The sequence below is a fragment of the Hyphomicrobium sp. LHD-15 genome (assembly GCF_031157355.1).
In the GTDB taxonomy this organism is placed as follows: Bacteria; Pseudomonadota; Alphaproteobacteria; order Rhizobiales; family Hyphomicrobiaceae; genus Hyphomicrobium_C.
In genome coordinates this window covers 191,373-208,856 of record NZ_JAVIFT010000002.1, presented here as the reverse complement: position 1 = coordinate 208,856, position 17,484 = coordinate 191,373, and the positions used below count along the sequence as shown (strand labels likewise).

The window sequence follows — 17,484 nt, the reverse complement described above, 5'->3', positions numbered from 1 at the left end:
CGAGCCCCCAACCGGAAGAAGAAAAATATGAGCCAGACGGAAACCAAAAGCGGCCCGACTCAGGAAAGCGGCTCTCAGCAGCTCTTGAAGTTTCTCGTCGAGCTGGGCCCGCTGGTCGTCTTTTTTCTGGTCAACGCCCGCGCCGGGATTTTCTGGGGAACGGGCTGCTTCATCGTCGCCACCGCGATTTCGCTCGTCGCCTCGCGCATCCTGTTCCGCCACGTCGCGATAATGCCGTTGGTGTCCGGCGCCGTCGTCCTGATCTTCGGCGGCCTGACGCTCTATCTGCAGGACGAGCTGTTCATCAAGCTGAAGCCGACCATCGTGAACAGCATCTTCGCGAGCATCCTGTTCGGCGGGCTGCTGTTTGGACATTCGCTGCTCAAGTATCTCTTCGGCGACGTCTTTGCGTTGACCGAGGAAGGCTGGAAGAAGCTGACGTTCCGTTGGGCCTGCTTCTTCGTGTTTCTCGCCATCCTGAACGAGTTTGCCTGGCGCCTGCTCTCGACGGACGCCTGGGTGAGCTTCAAGGTGTTCGCGATCATGCCGATCACCATGGCCTTCGCCATCTCGCAGGTCGGCCTCTTGCAGCGCCACAGCCTCAACAAAGAAGCTGATTCCGAATAACGAGCCCTTCGGACACGAAACCACGAAAACAAAAAGGGACGCGCCGGTATCCGAGCGCGTCCCTTTTCGTTTGATCGCAACCGCGAGCGTTACGCAGCGGCCTTCAGGAGATTTCGGCTGATCAACGTCTCCGCGATCTGCACCGCGTTGAGCGCTGCACCCTTCAGAAGATTGTCGGACACGATCCACAGCGCGAGGCCGTTCTCGACAGTCGAATCCTCGCGGACACGCGAAACATAAGTCTCATACTCGCCCGCAGCTTCTACCGGCGTGACATAGCCGCCGGGCTCCCGCTTGTCGACGACACTCACGCCCGGCGCATCGCGCAGGATCTCGCGCGCTTCTTCGACGGTAATCGGACGCTCGAACTCGATGTTGAGCGACTCCGAATGGCCGACGAACACCGGCACGCGCACGCACGTGGCCGTAAGCTTGATCTTCGGGTCGAGGATCTTCTTGGTCTCGGCCAGCATCTTCCATTCCTCTTTCGTGTAGCCGTCTTCCATGAAGACGTCGATGTGAGGAATGCAGTTGAACGCGATCTGCTTCGGAAACTTCGCGGGCTCGACCTCTTGGCCCGGAACATACTTGGCCTTGGTCTGCGCCCACAGCTCGTCCATGGCGTCCTTGCCGGCGCCTGACACGGATTGGTAGGTCGAAACGATGACGCGCTTGATCTTCGCCGCGTCGTGCAGCGGCTTCAGCACGACCACCATCTGCGCGGTCGAGCAGTTGGGATTTGCGATGATGTTCTTCTTCGCAAAGCCCGAGATGGCATCCGCGTTCACTTCCGGCACGATCAAAGGCACGTCCTGATCGTAACGCCAGTGCGAGGAGTTATCGATCACCACGCAACCTTGAGCGCCGATCTTGGGGCTCCACGCTTTCGACACGGCGGAGCCGGCCGACATCAGGCAGATATCGACCTTGGAGAAATCGAACTGTTCGAGATCCTGGCATTTGAGTGTCTTGTCGCCGTACGAAACTTCGGTGCCGAGCGAGCGGCGTGAAGCGATCGCAAACACTTCGTCGGCGGGAAACTTGCGGTCGACGAGCACGTTCATCATCTCGCGCCCGACGTTTCCGGTCGCACCCACGACAGCGACTTTGTAGCCCATGGTCTCTAGTTCCTTTGAAAATCTCGCCTGCCACGTGCAGCTGAGAAGCTAGGAAGAACCTTGAAAATTCGGTCACGAAAGGATTTTTCCTAGGCGGCGTTGACTTACGCGCGCCGGCCCCTCCTTTCAAGGACCAATTCGTCCATGACGAGCCCGGCGCGACGCCGCATCGCCCCTCGACCGGTCTTGCCGCCGCCCGCCACTGCTTTGACAGGCGAGGCCGCTTCACTTTAGGTCGTGATCCCAATCCGACGGAAAGGCCATCCACCCTTGCCGACACCCCCCACGACAGCCCTGGTCTCCGATCCGACCGATACGACCGTCTGGCCCGACGGCATCGTGCCGACCGACGAATACCGGACCGCGCTTTCATACGTACGCGAAGACGACGGGCATCTGTTCGTCACCGGCCGTGCGGGAACCGGCAAATCCACCCTTCTGCGCGCGCTTCGCAACGCCGTCGATTCCGAGATGGTGGTCGTGGCACCGACCGGCTTGGCCGCGGTCAACGTCGGCGGACAGACCATCCATTCGTTTTTCGGCTTGCCGCCCCGGCTTCTGAGGCTCGACGATATCCGCCGTAGCCGCAACGGCCAGGTCATGCGGAAGCTCAAATTCCTCGTCATCGACGAGGTCTCGATGGTCCGTTCCGACCTGATGTGGGCCATCGACCAGTCTCTGCGCATCAACCGCGGCCGCCCGCGCGAGCCGTTCGGAGGCGTACGCCTCGTATTGTTCGGCGACTTGCATCAGCTCCCGCCCGTCGTGCAGGAGGCCGAAGTCGCAGGCCATCTCGAATCCGAATTCGGCGGTCCGTTCTTCTTCTCCGTCCCCGCCTTGATGGAGGGAGCAGGCACCACGCGTCTCGAGCTGACCCATGTGTTCCGCCAGAGCGACGAAACATTGATCTCCGTGCTCAATCGCATCCGGGACGGCGAAGCCGACGAGGACGACCTAGCTGAGCTGAACCAGCGGGTAAGCCCGATCCGCACCCTGTCGGAGGGAGAAAAATTCGTCATCCTGACCCCGACCAACGCCGCCGCCCAGCGCATCAACACCGCTTATCTCGATGCGCTTCCCGGCCGTTCTTACACCTATGAAGCTGGAATCACGGGAGATTTCACACAGGGTTCCCAACCCACCGACAGCGCGCTGATCTTGAAGCCCGGCGCCAAGATCATTCTCCTCCGCAACGATCCCGACAAACGCTGGGTGAACGGCACCATCGCGCGCATCTCCCGGCTCGAGGAGAAAAAGGTCTTCATCGAGGTGGCCGCCCGCGAGCACGAGCTCGAGCCCGCAAGCTGGGAGCAGCGCCGCTACGCCTTCGACAAGGACCAGGAGAAGATCGTCGGCACCGTCGCCGGCACGTTCAAGCAGTTCCCGGTGCGCCTGGCCTGGGCCCTCACCATCCACAAAGCCCAGGGTCTCACCCTCGACAACGTCTACATCGACCTCGGCCGTGGGACCTTCGCGCACGGCCAGGCCTATGTCGCTTTGTCGCGGTGCCGGTCGATGGAGGGTCTGGCGCTGGCCCGAAAGCTCGAACCTCGCGATATTTTGTTCGACCGCAGCGCGCTCGGCTACCGCGACCTCTTCCCCAGTCTCGCACCCTAAATCGATGAAGCGCCTTCGAGATTTCGCAAGTGCGAAATGATTAACGCTGCGGCAACCAAATCCGACCGCGGATTATGTCGCCAATGAGCCTATTGATCTGGCTCAAACGACGATACTGCGGAGCAACAATCTTTCATGTTGCACTGCAATATTTCTATGCTAAGGTCCATTCAGAAAGTTCGGACGGCACCGGGCAGCATCCATTTATTTCCGGGTCCTGCACGGCCACGCCCTTTCTTGAAAGCCAGCCAACTCACCCACAGGAGCCAACCCGTGAACGACTTCGCCCGCCAGACCCAGGATTTCTTCGCCGCCGCCAAGGACGCCCGCATCCCCGAGCAGGTTCAGGCCATCGCTGAAGACAGCGTCAGCAAGGCCCGCGAGACCTACGGCAAGTTCAACACCGTCGCCAAGGATGGCGCCAAGGCGTTCGAGGAAGCAACCGTCACTGCCTTCGCCGGCGCCAAGTCGATTGGCGACAAGGTTCTCAAGAACACCGAGAGCAACACCGAAGCCGTGTTCGATGCCGCCCAGGCAATCGCACGCGCCAAGACGCTCCCCGAGCTGCTCCGCCTTCAGACCGCTTTCGTGCAGCAGCAGTTCACCGCTGCCGGCGCACAGTCGAAGGAGCTGTTCGAGTTGTCGACCAAGGTTGCACAGCAGACGTTCGAGAGCCTGAACGCTGCCGCCACCAAGACCTTCGACCAGATCAAGAAGACCGGCTGATCCGCACCGAGAGTTGCAGGTCCGCACGACAATCGGAACGCCCGTCGATGAGATCGACGGGCGTTTTGCTATGGCAGATCCCGGTCAGAGAATTATCGTCCGCCGACCAGAAAGAAGCCCAATTGCAACCAATGCACTTGGAGCCGTTCGAAGCAGCGCGACACCGACGTAATATTTTTCATCGAGGCCCATCGCTGAGCCTTTCGCGCTCCGAAATCCGCGCTATAGTGAAGCAATGTTAGGGTCGCGTTCCGATATCAAGATCCGAAAGGGAAAGCTCGCCGACGCAAGCTCCGTCGCCGAGACGTTTCGCCAATCCTGGCTGCAGGCTTATCGCGGCATCATTCCTCACTTCCATCTCGAAAACATGATCCGCCGTCGCGGCCCCGAATGGTGGATGAGCGTCATCCGCAGCGGCGATAGCCTCATTGTGTTGGAAAAGGCCGGCGCCATCGTCGGCTACGCAACACTCGGCTTCTCGCGCACGCGCGGCCCCTATCAGGGCGAGATCTACGAACTTTACGTCGCCCCCGTGCACCAAGGCCTCGGTCTCGGCGAGCATTTGTTCGAGGCCTGCCGCCATGGTCTCGACCAGCGGCGCCTCAAGGGCCTGATCGTGTGGGCGCTTGCCGAGAACACCACCGCGACGGACTTCTACTGGCGCCGCGGCGGCCGTCCCGTCAAACAAGCCTTCGAGACGATCGGCGATCAAAAGCTTGAGAAGATCGCTTTCGCCTGGTCCTCGTGATCCGCGTTCTCCTGATCCGCAAGACCTTCCACGCATTTCCCATCGTCGTCCCCGCCGAAGCGGCCGCGCGATTGCGTGGTGCCTAGAGCCTACATCGGGCTGCGCCCTTGAGCGCCCTCGACCGAAGGCTCCTGCGGACACTCCTTCGAGCGCGCCATCGTATCGGCGACCTTCCGCGCCAGCACGATCGCATCGGCATTGGCGAGCGCATCGATGTAGGCCACATGGCAGGCCTCGCGGTCGGTCACCCGCGTCACCACCAGCACCTCGCCGGCCCCGGACGCGGCCTGCGTGAAATATCGCACGATCGTCGCGTAGGGCACCGGTCGCTGATCGCGCACGACGAACCGCCATTCGATCGTCGAGCGGCGCCCGGACTTGTCGAACAGCGTGTTGAAAGCTTTCAATGTTTGCTGCGCGGCCTGCCGCCCGGCCGCGTTCGGGCCGACACTGAGGTAGGTGCCGGATTGTCCCTCCGACAGATAGACCGGATAGCCCGGCAGCCCCTTGCAAAGACGGGCTTGGCCATCCCGGCTGCCCCCGACGGCCTTGCACGCGTCGAGATCGATTGCGGTGTAGAGGCTTTTGACCTGCTGGATAGCTTCCGCCGCGCCGTACGAAAGTACGACGAGAGCAACGGTTAAGCGAGCCAGACGCCCGGCCATCTCACCCCCAATGCCGAATACGGGGCCGATAAATCCCGATCCCACGTCTTCTACACGCGTTCTTGACCAAAATCCGAGGCCCAACTGACTTCGCGCGACACGGCAATTTTGGTGTATGAGCCCTTACCGCGGTTGAGAAACCGCGTCCGGAGCACGCGCCGCACTTCCTCTTGGCGCCGGGCGTTGCTATATCGGCCCGCAATCGAACCCTCGAGGTTGGAATGAGCGAGATCAGAATCGCCGTGACGGGAGTTGCGGGCCGCATGGGCCGCGAGCTCGTCCGCGTGGTCGCCACCACCCCAGGGTGCATCGTGAGCGGCGGAACCGAACCGCTTGGATCGCCCCATATCGGCGCCGACATCGGCACCCTCGCCGGGCTTCCGCCGTTGGGCCTTGCCGTTTCCGCTGATCCCCTCGAGCTTGTCGTCAAAAGTGATGCGGTGATCGACTTCACGATCCCGGCCGCGACGATCGAGATGGCCGGCCTCGCCGCCAACGCGCGCATCGTGCACGTCATCGGCACCACTGGTTTCAGTGAAAGTGATGAAGCCGCAATTCAGGCTGCGGCCCGCCACGCTACGGTCATCAAGGCGGGCAACATGAGCCTCGGCGTCAATCTGCTGACCGCCATCACACGGCGCATTTCCGAAGCGCTCGACGCCGATTTCGACATCGAGATCGTCGAGATGCATCACCGCCAAAAGGTGGACGCTCCGTCGGGCACGGCATTGATGCTTGGTGCGGCTGCAGCCGAAGGGCGAGGAATAGATCTCAAGTCAAACAGTGTCAGATCGAGAGACGGCCACACCGGGCCGCGTCGGCGGGGCGATATCGGCTTCGCGACGTTGCGCGGCGGGACCGTCGTCGGAGACCATACGGTGATATTTGCCGGCGAGGGCGAGCGGATCGAGATCACGCATCGCGCAGCCGATAGGAGCATTTTCGCGCGTGGCGCCGTCAAGGCGGCGCTATGGGGACAGGGCAAAGGTCCTGGCCTCTTCAACATGAGCGATGTACTGGGGCTTTAGACGAAATGTCGACGCTGCAACGAACAAAACGGATTGAGTCCATGACGAACCGACTTGTGCTCGTGCGCCATGGCGAAAGCGAATGGAACAAGAAGAACATTTTCACCGGCATCCGAAATCCGGATCTGACCGACAAGGGCGTGATCGAGGCTGTCTGGGCCGGACGCGTTCTCAAGGGTGAAGGGCTTCATTTCGACATCGCATTCACGAGCAAGCTGAAGCGCGCCCAGCACACGCTCGATATCATCCTCGGCGAGATCGGCGGCGAGACCCCGGCCGTGTTCGAGGATGCAGCCTTGAACGAGCGCGACTACGGCGAGCTTTCCGGCCTCAACAAGGAAGAAGCGCGCGCACGCTGGGGCGAGGAGCAGGTTCTGACCTGGCGGCGCAGCTACGAGATTCCGCCTCCGGGCGGCGAAAGCCTGAAGGACACGGCAGCACGCGTGCAGCCTTACTACATCAAGAACATCTGGCCGCACGTTGCGGCCGGCAAAAACGTCATTATCGCTGCGCACGGCAACTCTCTGCGCGCGCTCATCATGTATCTTGAGCAACTGAGCGAAACGCAGATCCTCGATCGCGAGCTCGCAACGGCAGCGCCACAGGTTTATCGCCTGGATGAAAGTGGCGTCGTCGCAGAATACCGGGAGCTTGTACGATCGGAGGGCCGCGACAGTGGTATGGGATGAGCTGGGCCGCGACGCCAGCGACGACAATCAGCGCGACCGTGATCGTTGGATCGGCGTCTATATCGGCGTGCTCGCGGTAATTCTCGCCATCTGCTCCATGGGCGGCGGTAACGCGTCCAAGGAAGCGACCCTCAAGAACATCGAGGCGACCAACGTCTGGGGGTTTTTCCAGGCGAAGAACATGCGCCGCCACGTCCTGCGCCTCGAGGTCGATGAGCTCGAGCTCACCGTCCTGAGCAACCAGACCCTGACGCCGGAAGCGCGGACCGCGGTCGAAGCCAAGATCGCGGATTACAAGAAGCTCGACACCGAGCTGACCTCGAATCCCAAGACGAACGAAGGCCTCGACGAGCTGTTCACCCGCGGCAAAGCCCTTGAAGCCGAGCGCGATATCGCCATGCGCCAGGATCCCTATTTCGACTATGGCGAGGCGCTGCTGCAGATCGCCATCGTATTGGGCGGCGTCGCACTCATATCCACGGGCTCGATGCTTCTTATCGGCAGCGCCATCATGGGCGTCCTCGGTGCCCTGATGACGATCAACGGCTTCACGCTGTTCCTGAACATCCCCTTCATCGGTTAACGCCGGTGCGGCTTGCTGGCCCACACGCCGTCATCCCGGCGGAGGCCGGGCTGCAGATGCGTGGAAGGCTGGTCCGCCGCCGCCGTCTTCGCCGACAGCATAAGCTTGCCGCTGGCCCGCCGCCGCGCTAGTACCGCGCCAACAATCCTCGTTTGACGGACCCATTTCATCATGACGACGCACAAGCTGCTCCTGCTCCCGGGCGACGGCATCGGCCAAGAGACCATGGCCGAGGTCGAGCGCATCATCGCGTTCTTCAACAAGAAGAGCAGCAAGCACAAGTTCGAGACCGAGAGCGACCTGGTCGGCGGCGCGGCCTATGACAAGCATGGCGTTGCCGTCACCGACGACTGCGTCGCCAAAGCCAAGGCTGCGGACGCCGTCATATTTGGCGCCGTCGGCGGACCCAAGTGGGACAAGGTTCCTTACGCGGTACGCCCCGAAGCGGGCCTGCTTCGCCTGCGCAAGGATCTCGATCTCTTCGCCAACCTTCGCCCCGCGATCTGCTATCCCGCCCTCGCAGACGCCTCTTCGTTGAAGCGCGAGCTGGTCGAAGGCCTCGACATCATGATCGTGCGCGAGCTGACCGGCGGCGTCTATTTCGGCGAACCGAAAGAGATCGTCATCCTGGAGGACGGCCAGAAGCGCGCGATCGACACCCAGATCTACACGACGCGAGAAATCGAACGCATCGCCAAGGTCGCCTTCGATCTGGCCCGCAAGCGCGGCAACAAGGTGCACTCGGCGGAGAAGCGCAACGTCATGAAGACCGGCGTTCTCTGGAACGAGGTCGTGACCGCCACCCACAAGGCTTACGCGCCCGACGTAAAGCTCGAGCACATTCTCGCCGACAACTGCGCCATGCAGCTCGTCCGCAACCCGAAGCAGTTCGACGTGATCGTCACCGACAATCTGTTCGGCGACGTGTTGTCGGATGAGGCCGCGATGGCGACGGGCTCGCTCGGCATGCTGCCCTCCGCGTCGCTCGGCGCTGCCGATGAGAAGACCGGCAAGCGCCTGTCGCTCTATGAGCCTGTCCACGGCTCCGCACCCGACATTGCCGGCAAAGGCCTCGCAAACCCGATCGCGACGATCGCGAGCTTCGGCATGGCGCTCCGCTATTCGCTCGGCATGAGCGCAGAAGCCGATCTCATCGACAAGGCGATCTCGGACGTGCTCTCCGACGGCTACCGCACCGGCGACATCATGCAGACCGGTATGAACCAGGTCGGCACCTCCGAGATGGGCGGCGCAATTCTCGGCAAGCTCGAAAAGCTCGTCGCCTGACCTTCGATCTCTCGAACTGCTTTCAAATAAAAAGGCGCCTCTTCGAGAAGAAGAGGCGCCTTAATTCTTTCGGTAGGACGAAATTAGTCCTTGGTGATCACGAACACCTTGAAGTCCTTGTCGAGACGGAAGTCATACTGACCGGACTTGCACTTGACGTCCTCGGCCTCGAAAACGCCCGAGCCCTCAGTTTCCTTCTCGTACGAGCCGCCCTCGCAGCCCCAAGCGGCGACAGCAGCCTTGATCTTGGCAGCCTCGTCGTCGGTCGGCTTGTCGTCGGCGAATGCGGCACCCGAGCAGAATGCCAAAACGGCGGCGGCGGCCAAAATGCGCTTCATGATGTGATCTCCCTATGAGTTTGAAAGCGAGAAACTTTCCCTTATTTCGTTGCTGCGGCGCAGCAAGTCTAGAGGGAAAACTTCCCGATTTTGGTCGGGAATGCTCAACTCGCGGGTGGACGTGGATATTTTTTCCACGAAACGCGGGCTGGAACCAAGCACCGCCTAAATCCTAGGCACGACACACGTCGTCGTTGCAGGGAAAAGTGCCCGAATCAAAGTTTCCTCAGTGCCACCGTACTCACGCTGTGATCCTTCGCCTTGCGCAGGATCAGGCGTGCACGCGGCCGCGTCGGGAGAATGTTCTCTTGGAGGTTTTTGAGATTGATCGTGCGCCACAGATCGAGCGCCCGCGCAACGGCGTTGTCGTGCGTCAGCGTGATGTAGCGATGGAAGAACGACGCCGGATCGCGGAACGCCGTGCTCCTGAGCCGCATGAAGCGCTCGAGATACCAGTCCTCGATCAGCTCTTCGTCGGCATCGATGAAAATCGAGAAATCGATGAAATCCGAAACGAACGGACCCGCATCCGTGCCGCGCTCGAGATTGGCGGGCTGCAGAACATTGAGCCCTTCGACAATCAGAATATCCGGCCGCTCGATGAGCGTCGTTTGCCCCGGAATAATGTCGTAGTGGAAATGCGAATAGACCGGCGCTTCGATCCGCTCTTTGCCGCTTTTTACGTCCGCAAGAAACTTCAGAAGCCGCGCCGTATCGAAGCTCTCCGGAAAGCCTTTGCGGTTCATCAGCCCGCGCGCTTCGAGTTCCTTGTTGGGATGCAGGAAACCGTCTGTCGTAATCAGATCGACACGCGGATGATCCGGCCACCGCGCGAGCAGCGCGCGCAACACGCGGGCTGTCGTACTCTTACCGACTGCGACTGACCCCGCCACACCGATGATGAACGGCACTTTGCAGTCCATCCGGCCAAGGAACGTCGAGCTGACGGCATGAAGCTTCTGCGCCGCGGCTACGTAGAGATTGAGCAGGCGCGACAGCGGAAGATAGATCGTCTCGACCTCTTCGACGCTGAGTTCCTCGAGCAGACCTGACAATTGCTCGAGCTCTTCCGCCTCAAGCGTCATCGGCGTATCGGCACGAAGCCTCGCCCACTCTTCGCGGCTGAAAACGCGGTAGAGCGAAAACTGTATGCCCGAGCCTTGGTCCCCAACCAGATTCAGCCGCGCACTATCGCGCGCCATGGCCGCCGTATCCCGCGCAGAACTCATATGCGGATCACCAGGAAGCCCCAACCGGCTTCTCCTCAAAGCGCTTCCGTGAAACTTAGGCTACGTCCGAGCCGGGAAGCGCAAAAACCATCTTAGGAACCGCGGGCCGCTTTTTCGGCGAGTCCGGATTGTCCGGAACGGCTGTCGAGAACGGCCAGCACATCGTCGATCGCGATCCCACGCGCCTCAAGCAACACCAGCAAATGATAGAGCAAATCCGCCGCTTCCGCACGAAGAGCTTCGTCGCTTTGGCTAACGCCGGCGATCACCGTCTCGACCGCTTCCTCGCCGAGCTTCTTGGCGCAGCGCTCAGGTCCAGCCTCCAGAAGCTGCCGCGTATAGGACTTGTCGGCTGAGGAAGCCCGCCTGGCATGGATCGTCGCCGCCAGCCTGGAAATAACGTCGTTGCTCATGTCGCAACCTTTGAGAAGTTGGCCTCGTCGCCTCTCCCCTTGGGGCAGAGCATTGCTTCGCCTCCGCAAGCCGAAGCCGGACGCGAAGAACATCGCATCCGCGCGGAGAAGGCCATGCCCTTAAGCGTGCGGACAGGCTATGTCCAGCAGGCAGATCCGCCGAGATTAACGGCCACACAAGCGGAACGAGGCGTCAGCCGCCATTCGCGCCCATCAAACGCAGCCGGATGTAGTCAAGCTGGTCGAAGTTGCCGTACTTGATGACCAGGTTTCCGCTTTCGCCCGAACCGCGCTTGACCTCGACCTTGAGCCCCAGCGAATCCGCCAGCTCTTTCTCGAAAGCCTTGGTGTCCGCGTCCTTGTCGCGCAATTTGCGCGCGCCCGTCGAACCCGGCGTGCCGATCGGCCCACCCGTCTGAACGAGGGCTTCCGCCTCGCGGACATTGAGGTCCTGTTCGAGGATCTGCTTCGCCAGCGCTTCTGCATCCTCGCGGCCGACCAGCGCACGTGCATGCCCCGCCGTGAGCTTGCCTTCCTGGACGAAAATCTGAACCGAATCCGGAAGCCGCAAGAGCCGCAGCGTATTGGCGACATGGCTGCGGCTTTTGCCGATGATCTCCGAAACCTGCTCCTGGCTATAGTCGAACCGCTCGATCAGCTCACGATAGCCGTTTGCCTCTTCGATAGCGTTGAGGTCGGCGCGCTGGACGTTCTCGATAATCGCGAGTTCGAGGACTTCGCGGTCCGAAAGATCACGCACAATCACCGGAATATTGTGGAGTCCGGCCTTCTGCGAAGCCCGCCAGCGACGCTCGCCAGCCACGATTTCGTAGGCCTGCGCATCTTCGGGATGCGGCCGCACGACGATAGGCTGAACCAGACCCTTGGTGCGGATCGATTCCGCAAGTTCCGCGAGATCCGCTTCCGGGAAATCCTTGCGCGGATTGAACCGGCTGCTCCGAATCTGCGCCAAGGGCAGCGTGCGCTGCTCACCCTCGACAGGCATACGCGGCTGCGCCTGGGGCGACTCTCCGATCAGAGAGGCCAACCCCCGGCCCAGCCGGCTCTTCGGTAACGGTGAGTTCATGACCTAACCCGTTTCTGCAAGTTTTTTGAAGCCGTTACGCCGCTTTCGTCTGACGCTCGCGCTCGATGATCTCGGTCGCGAGCCGGATGTAAGCTTGGCTTCCGGCACAGTCGTAGTCGTAAAGCAGGATCGGCTTGCCGTGCGACGGCGCCTCCGCGACGCGCGTATTTCGCGGAATAACGGACTCGTAGACCTTGGGACCGAAGAAAGCCCGGACTTCGTCCGCGACTTCCCGCGAAAGCGTCGTCCGCGCGTCGTGCATGGTGAGCACGACCCCCTGGATTTCCAGGCTCGGATTGAGGCTCGCACGGATCTGGTCGATCGTGTCTTTGAGCTGCGAAATCCCTTCCAGCGCGAAGAATTCGCACTGAACCGGCACCAGAACGGCATCCGCCGCGGCAAGCGCGTTGAGCGTCAGGATATTGAGCGACGGCGGGCAGTCGATCAGGATGTATTTGAAGGCCTGATCCGCCGGCTTGGTCTTGGCTTGGGCCGCGAGCGCCGCAACCGCGTCGCGCAGCTTATACGCCTTACCCGCGTCGGCCGAGAGATCGGCTTCGAGGCCGACCAGGTCCGAGTTGGCCGGAACCACGAACAGCCCCGGAATAGCGGTCTGCACGGCCGCCTCCATGAGGCTAACCGTCCCCAAAACGGCGTCATAAGACGTCCGCGACCTGGCTTCCGGCGGCACGCCGAGGCCGGTCGAGGCATTTCCCTGGGGATCGAGATCGATAACAAGAACGCGCTCGCCGATTGCGGCCAGCGCGGTTCCAAGATTGATTGCGGTCGTCGTTTTGCCGACTCCGCCCTTTTGGTTGGCAATCGCCAACGCTCTGAGTTTCGTAGTTAGGCCTGTCACGGGGCTAGCCCTCCGTCTTCACAGCCAAATTTCGCATCGCCACAATGCGCGCCTGAGCGTCCGTCAGGCTGGGAAACTGCGTAAAGTCGAACGCAAACTTCTGCGATGCCTCGACAATTTCCGCCTCGACATCCCGGCCCTTCGGAAAAAGAGCCACGGTGTGGGGAGAAAAAATCGGCAAAACGAGCCCCAGAAGCTTGGACAACGGCGCAAGGGCACGCGCAGTGATTACGTCTTTTATCTGAGACTTATCGTGAGTCGCGTACTTTTCGATCCGCTCGACGCGAATCTCCACAGCAAGCCCAGTCTTTCGGGCCACCTCGCCGAGAAAGGCCGCCTTGCGCGAATCCGACTCGACCAGCGTCATGCGGGCGTCCGGATTTTTCTCCGCGAGCAGGATGGCCAGCACGAGCCCCGGAAAACCGCCCCCGGACCCGAGGTCCAGCCAGGATTTTCCTCCCTGGGGGGCGAAATCGAAAAGCTGGGCAGAATCAGCGAAATGCCGGTGCCAAATTTCGTCCAGCGTGGTCGGCGAAACCAGGTTGACAGCCTTCTGCCAGCTCTTGACCAGCCCCTCGTATGTCCTGAGCCGGTCCAGCGTTTCACGTGAAACGCCAAAGGCTTCTTGGAACGCTTCAGCAGACTCGATTCGGCCGACACCCCCGGCCGGCCCGGAAGTCCCCGCCCCCCTCGAAGTCGTTGTCATGACGCGCGTTTCCGTCCCGTTTGCTTTTTGATTGCCGCCAACACGAGCATGAGCGCCGCCGGCGTCATGCCTTCGATCTTCCCAGCCTGAGCGAGCGTCGAGGGACGCTGCTGAGCGAGCTTATGGCGAAGCTCGGCTTTGAGGCTCGGTAGAGTTGCATAGTCGAACGAAGCGGGGATAGAGATCGCCTCGTCTTTCTTCAAAGCTGCGACGTCGATCTCCTGCCGCCGGACATAGGAATCGTAGCGAGCGTCAATTTCGATTTGCGCAGCGATCGCAGGGGCCACCGCCGAAAGCTCAGGCCAGATCTCAGCCAAGCGGCCGAAGTTCATGTCCGGATAGGATAGAAGCTCGAACGCCGTTCGCCGCCTTCCATCCTTGTTGATTTCGATTCCGTTTCGTTCCGCTTTTGACGGTGTAAGCGTTTTTTGAGAAAGAGCTTCAACTACACGAGATAACTCATTGTTTTTATTTAGATAGGACCGTGAACGAACCGGGCTCACACAGCCGATTTCACTGCCCAAAGGCGTCAAACGCTGATCCGCATTGTCTGCCCGCAAACGCAACCGAAACTCGGCCCGCGACGTGAACATACGATAGGGTTCGGTCACCCCGCGCGACACCAGATCGTCGATCATGACGCCGAGATAGGCATCCGCCCGCGACAGCACGAAGGTTCGTGCCCCTCCGGACGCCCTAAGCGCCGCATTGATCCCGGCCGCGAGCCCCTGCGCGCCCGCTTCCTCGTAGCCCGTGGTGCCGTTGATCTGGCCGGCGAGGAATAGCCGCTTCAGCCGCTTGGTCTCGAGCGTCGGCAGCAGCTCCCGCGGATCGACGTAATCGTACTCGATCGCATAGCCGGGCCGCTTTAAGACAACACGCTCAAGTCCCGGAAGTGTCTTGAGAAAAGCTTCTTGAACATCAGCCGGAAGCGAGGTCGAGACACCATTCGGATAAACCGTGTCGTCGTCGAGCCCCTCGGGCTCCAGGAACACCTGATGCGCGCTCCTGTCGGCAAAGCGCACCACCTTGTCCTCGATCGACGGGCAATACCGCGGACCGCGCGAGGCGATCTGCCCCGAATACATCGGCGAGCGCGCGAGATTGGCGCGGATGATCGCGTGCGTCGCCTCGCTGGTGGCCGTGATTGCGCACGTCACCTGCGGGTTGGTGATCTTCTCGGTCAGGAACGAGAACGGCACCGGCTCCGCGTCCGCCGCCTGTTGTTCGAGCGAATCCCAATCGATCGAACTCTTGGCAAGCCGCGCGGGCGTTCCGGTCTTGAGCCGACCCATCGCGAGGCCGAGCCCATAAAGCCGTTCGGAAAGCTTTAGCGCGGGCGCGTCGCCGACCCGTCCTGCCGGTTGAGTAAAATCACCTAAATGGATGAGACCATTGAGAAAAGTACCAGTCGTCAAAACCACGGATCCGGCCGAAAATCGCTCACCGGCCTGGGTGATGATCCCGCCCACCTCGTCACCGTCGACGATCAGATCCTCGACCGCCCCTTCGATGACCGTAAGCCCTTGGGTCTCCCGGATCGCTTGCTGCATAGCAGCCCGGTAAAGCGCGCGGTCAGCCTGGGCCCGCGGACCCTGCACGGCCGGCCCCTTGGAGCGATTGAGCAGCCGAAACTGAATGCCCGCCGCATCGGCGACCCGGCCCATGAGCCCATCCAGCGCATCGATCTCGCGCACCAGATGGCCCTTCCCGAGCCCCCCGATCGCCGGATTGCAGCTCATTTCGCCGATGGTCTCGAAGCGATGCGTGACGAGCGCGACAGACGCACCCATGCGGGCCGCCGCTGCGGCCGCTTCCACGCCCGCATGTCCACCACCAACGACAATCACATCGAAAGTCCGCGAGGTCATTTCGCCGACCATCCGTCCATCTCTGCTCACTTGATCGCGGAGAGATACAGGAGCCCCGCCCCCGGGTCAAAGCAGGCCAAACCAGCGTCCGCCGTGCATGGCATTGATAGTGACCCGCTCCGCGCGTGTTTCATGTGGATAGCAGCCGTATACGCACAGCTTCCTGTCACCCGAACTTTTCGGTGCCTTTTTAGGGCACCTAAGCTGGCCTTGTCGAAAAAGCCGGGGGGTCGGCCCGATGTTGAAGTTCGCTGCAGGTTGCGTTGCGCTGATTGCCCTTGGTGGCTGCGCTGGTCGTGCGCCTCAGATCTCGCCTCTGATCCAGGCGTCCGACCACAGGCTTGATTGCAACCAGATCTCTGCCGAAACGAAAATCAATAACGAGCGCATTTCCGCTCTGGCGACGGAACAGAGCTTGAAACTCGGCCAGAACGTCGTCGCGGGCGTTGCGGGCTTCGTGATCTGGCCCGCTTGGATCGGCCTCGACTTCCAGGATGCCGCCGGCAAAGAAAGCAGGGCACTTTCTCAGAGAAACGAATATCTGCTCGCCATGGCAAAGGACCGGTGCCAGCCGAAGAACCAGGTCGCGCGCGCGCCGGAACCCGCGCCGGAAATGTCCGAACCCCTGCTGTCGTCGTTCGCGTCGAACGCCGAAATCGCCGCGAGCCTCGTTGCGCGCTAACGCCGCCTAAACACCCACAATTAGACGCCATCCCGGCGCAGGCCGGGATCCAGGCACGTCATCGAACAGGGTGATTGCGCTTGAATCCCGATGCGACACAGCTGATTCACGTGAAACATCTCGTGCCGGTTGACCCGGCGCCGCGATCGATGCGGCTGGAGGATTCACGTGAAACAAAGAGACCCAAAATCCATTGCCAATTGAAGCAAACAATAACGCTAGCTCAAAGCGCCGATGTCCCTCCATTTCGGATTCACGTGAAACAACGGATGCCAAATAGCTTCTTAAACTCGATTCACGTGAAACATTTTATGCCGACGCCCTCCGTAGGACAGACACTCAAAAGAAAGACTTGATGAAGGATCGCGCTGAAGACCAGACCCGTCGGCTATTGCTCGACGCAGGTCTCCAAGAAGGCATGCGCGTATTGGACATAGGCTGCGGGCGCGGTGACGTGAGCATACTCGCCGCGCAGCTTGTCGGCATGAGAGGACAGGTAGTCGGCATCGATCGTGAGCAGGCACCACTTGAAGCCGGCCGCGCACGCGTTTCCAATCTCGGCTTGGCGAACGTCAGCTTCGAGCGAGCCGACCTGAGCTCGCTTCCGACCGAACTTGGCGCTTTCGATGCCGTAATCGGGCGGCGCGTTCTCATGTATCAACCCGATGCTGTCGCAGCCTTGATGCACGTTACCGATGTCTTGAAGCCTGGAGGTCTCATCGTACTCCAAGAGCACGACTCCACCTCGATGCCGATCTGCGCGCCGGAGATGCCGCTCCACGAACGCGTCAGTCGCTGGATATGGGATACGGTTGAGCGCGAGGGGGCCGATATTCACATGGGCCTGCACCTCGCTCCGGCATTGGTGCGTGCGGGCTTCGAGGTCGAGCACGTACGCGCTGAAGCGACGATCCTGACGCCGGACCAGTCGCATCCCATTGCAGCGATCGTCCGCGCGATGCTTGGGCGCATTGGTGCCGCCGATGTCGCGACGGCTGAAGAGATTGACGTCGAAACACTTGACGCCAGGCTGAGCGCGGAGCGGCACGAAACGAACCGGACGTGCATATGGGAGATGGTTTTCGGCGCGTGGGCCAGAAAGCCCGGCTGAACGTCGCCGATGCGAAAACCCGTACCTGAAATGGATTCACATGAAACGGGGTGTGCCACTTCGAGCGTACGCGACGAACGAAGCAAACGCGTCTCGCGGA

Annotated in this window: 19 protein-coding genes; 10 read left to right on the top strand and 9 right to left on the bottom strand. The window is 61.1% G+C overall.

Going from position 1 to position 17,484, the window contains the following annotated elements; genetic code table 11:
* Nucleotides 1-27 precede the first annotated feature (27 nt).
* Nucleotides 28-627 (top strand): septation protein A, encoded by a 600-nt coding sequence (locus RCO24_RS07700; RefSeq protein ID WP_308961233.1) that lies wholly within the window; start codon nucleotides 28-30, stop codon nucleotides 625-627.
* An 89-nt stretch (nucleotides 628-716) separates the two neighbouring features.
* Here the strand turns inward: RCO24_RS07700 and RCO24_RS07695 are convergent, their stop codons facing one another.
* Nucleotides 717-1,745 (bottom strand): aspartate-semialdehyde dehydrogenase, encoded by a 1,029-nt coding sequence (locus RCO24_RS07695; RefSeq protein WP_308961232.1) that lies wholly within the window; start codon nucleotides 1,743-1,745, stop codon nucleotides 717-719.
* A 270-nt stretch (nucleotides 1,746-2,015) separates the two neighbouring features.
* Between RCO24_RS07695 and RCO24_RS07690 the strand changes: the two genes are divergently transcribed.
* The 3 genes from RCO24_RS07690 (at nucleotide 2,016) to RCO24_RS07680 (ending at nucleotide 4,836) form a co-directional block, all read left to right on the top strand.
* Nucleotides 2,016-3,362 carry an AAA family ATPase gene (locus tag RCO24_RS07690; protein WP_308961230.1) on the top strand — a complete coding sequence of 449 codons (1,347 nt, stop codon included), beginning with the start codon at nucleotides 2,016-2,018 and terminating at the stop codon, nucleotides 3,360-3,362.
* A gap of 273 nt (nucleotides 3,363-3,635) precedes the next feature.
* A complete protein-coding gene (locus RCO24_RS07685; protein WP_308961228.1) occupies nucleotides 3,636-4,088 on the top strand; it encodes a phasin family protein in 453 nt (150 codons plus the stop codon).
* A gap of 235 nt (nucleotides 4,089-4,323) precedes the next feature.
* Nucleotides 4,324-4,836: a GNAT family N-acetyltransferase gene (locus tag RCO24_RS07680; protein WP_308961226.1), complete on the top strand. Its 513-nt coding sequence runs from the start codon at nucleotides 4,324-4,326 to the stop codon at nucleotides 4,834-4,836.
* Between the two features lie 89 nt (nucleotides 4,837-4,925).
* On the opposite strand, the gene RCO24_RS07675 is transcribed toward RCO24_RS07680, so the two are convergent.
* Nucleotides 4,926-5,501, bottom strand: coding sequence for a hypothetical protein (locus tag RCO24_RS07675; RefSeq protein ID WP_308961224.1), 576 nt, complete (start codon nucleotides 5,499-5,501; stop codon nucleotides 4,926-4,928).
* A 221-nt stretch (nucleotides 5,502-5,722) separates the two neighbouring features.
* Here RCO24_RS07675 and dapB point away from each other — a divergent pair, with 221 nt between their 5' ends.
* The 4 genes from dapB (at nucleotide 5,723) to leuB (ending at nucleotide 9,088) form a co-directional block, all read left to right on the top strand.
* Nucleotides 5,723-6,529 (top strand): 4-hydroxy-tetrahydrodipicolinate reductase, encoded by an 807-nt coding sequence (gene dapB / locus RCO24_RS07670; protein WP_308961222.1) that lies wholly within the window; start codon nucleotides 5,723-5,725, stop codon nucleotides 6,527-6,529.
* A 41-nt stretch (nucleotides 6,530-6,570) separates the two neighbouring features.
* Nucleotides 6,571-7,218: a 2,3-bisphosphoglycerate-dependent phosphoglycerate mutase gene (locus RCO24_RS07665; protein WP_308961220.1), complete on the top strand. Its 648-nt coding sequence runs from the start codon at nucleotides 6,571-6,573 to the stop codon at nucleotides 7,216-7,218.
* On the top strand, nucleotides 7,205-7,801 hold the full coding sequence (locus RCO24_RS07660) for a DUF4337 domain-containing protein (RefSeq protein WP_308961218.1): 597 nt from the start codon (nucleotides 7,205-7,207) through the stop codon (nucleotides 7,799-7,801). Before RCO24_RS07665 ends, RCO24_RS07660 begins: the two co-directional genes overlap by 14 nt.
* Nucleotides 7,802-7,972: 171 nt before the next feature.
* Nucleotides 7,973-9,088 carry a 3-isopropylmalate dehydrogenase gene (leuB, locus tag RCO24_RS07655; RefSeq protein WP_308961216.1) on the top strand — a complete coding sequence of 372 codons (1,116 nt, stop codon included), beginning with the start codon at nucleotides 7,973-7,975 and terminating at the stop codon, nucleotides 9,086-9,088.
* Nucleotides 9,089-9,171: 83 nt separating this feature from the next.
* Here leuB and RCO24_RS07650 read toward each other — a convergent pair whose 3' ends face one another.
* The 7 genes from RCO24_RS07650 to mnmG all read right to left on the bottom strand — a co-directional run bounded on the left by RCO24_RS07650 (nucleotide 9,172) and on the right by mnmG (nucleotide 15,591).
* Nucleotides 9,172-9,426 carry a hypothetical protein gene (locus tag RCO24_RS07650; RefSeq protein WP_308961214.1) on the bottom strand — a complete coding sequence of 85 codons (255 nt, stop codon included), beginning with the start codon at nucleotides 9,424-9,426 and terminating at the stop codon, nucleotides 9,172-9,174.
* 215 nt (nucleotides 9,427-9,641) lie between these two features.
* Nucleotides 9,642-10,628, bottom strand: a complete 987-nt coding sequence (coaA, locus tag RCO24_RS07645) for a type I pantothenate kinase (protein ID WP_308961212.1) — start codon at nucleotides 10,626-10,628, stop codon at nucleotides 9,642-9,644.
* A 119-nt stretch (nucleotides 10,629-10,747) separates the two neighbouring features.
* Complete coding sequence (locus tag RCO24_RS07640; RefSeq protein WP_308961210.1) at nucleotides 10,748-11,068, bottom strand: phosphoribosyl-ATP diphosphatase; 321 nt, start codon at nucleotides 11,066-11,068, stop codon at nucleotides 10,748-10,750.
* A gap of 193 nt (nucleotides 11,069-11,261) precedes the next feature.
* Nucleotides 11,262-12,155, bottom strand: coding sequence for a ParB/RepB/Spo0J family partition protein (locus RCO24_RS07635; protein WP_308961208.1), 894 nt, complete (start codon nucleotides 12,153-12,155; stop codon nucleotides 11,262-11,264).
* A gap of 34 nt (nucleotides 12,156-12,189) precedes the next feature.
* Nucleotides 12,190-13,014 (bottom strand): ParA family protein, encoded by an 825-nt coding sequence (locus tag RCO24_RS07630; RefSeq protein WP_308961207.1) that lies wholly within the window; start codon nucleotides 13,012-13,014, stop codon nucleotides 12,190-12,192.
* A 4-nt stretch (nucleotides 13,015-13,018) separates the two neighbouring features.
* The gene (gene rsmG, locus RCO24_RS07625) at nucleotides 13,019-13,720 is read right to left on the bottom strand and encodes a 16S rRNA (guanine(527)-N(7))-methyltransferase RsmG (protein WP_308961205.1); all 702 of its coding nucleotides are present in this window, start codon (nucleotides 13,718-13,720) and stop codon (nucleotides 13,019-13,021) included.
* Complete coding sequence (mnmG, locus tag RCO24_RS07620) at nucleotides 13,717-15,591, bottom strand: tRNA uridine-5-carboxymethylaminomethyl(34) synthesis enzyme MnmG (protein WP_308961203.1); 1,875 nt, start codon at nucleotides 15,589-15,591, stop codon at nucleotides 13,717-13,719. The genes rsmG and mnmG overlap by 4 nt, the downstream gene beginning before the upstream one ends.
* A gap of 238 nt (nucleotides 15,592-15,829) precedes the next feature.
* On the opposite strand from mnmG, the gene RCO24_RS07615 reads away from it, so the two are divergent.
* A complete protein-coding gene (locus RCO24_RS07615; protein ID WP_308961202.1) occupies nucleotides 15,830-16,273 on the top strand; it encodes a hypothetical protein in 444 nt (147 codons plus the stop codon).
* A gap of 355 nt (nucleotides 16,274-16,628) precedes the next feature.
* The gene (locus RCO24_RS07610; protein WP_308961200.1) at nucleotides 16,629-17,384 is read left to right on the top strand and encodes a methyltransferase domain-containing protein; all 756 of its coding nucleotides are present in this window, start codon (nucleotides 16,629-16,631) and stop codon (nucleotides 17,382-17,384) included.
* Nucleotides 17,385-17,484 lie beyond the last annotated feature (100 nt).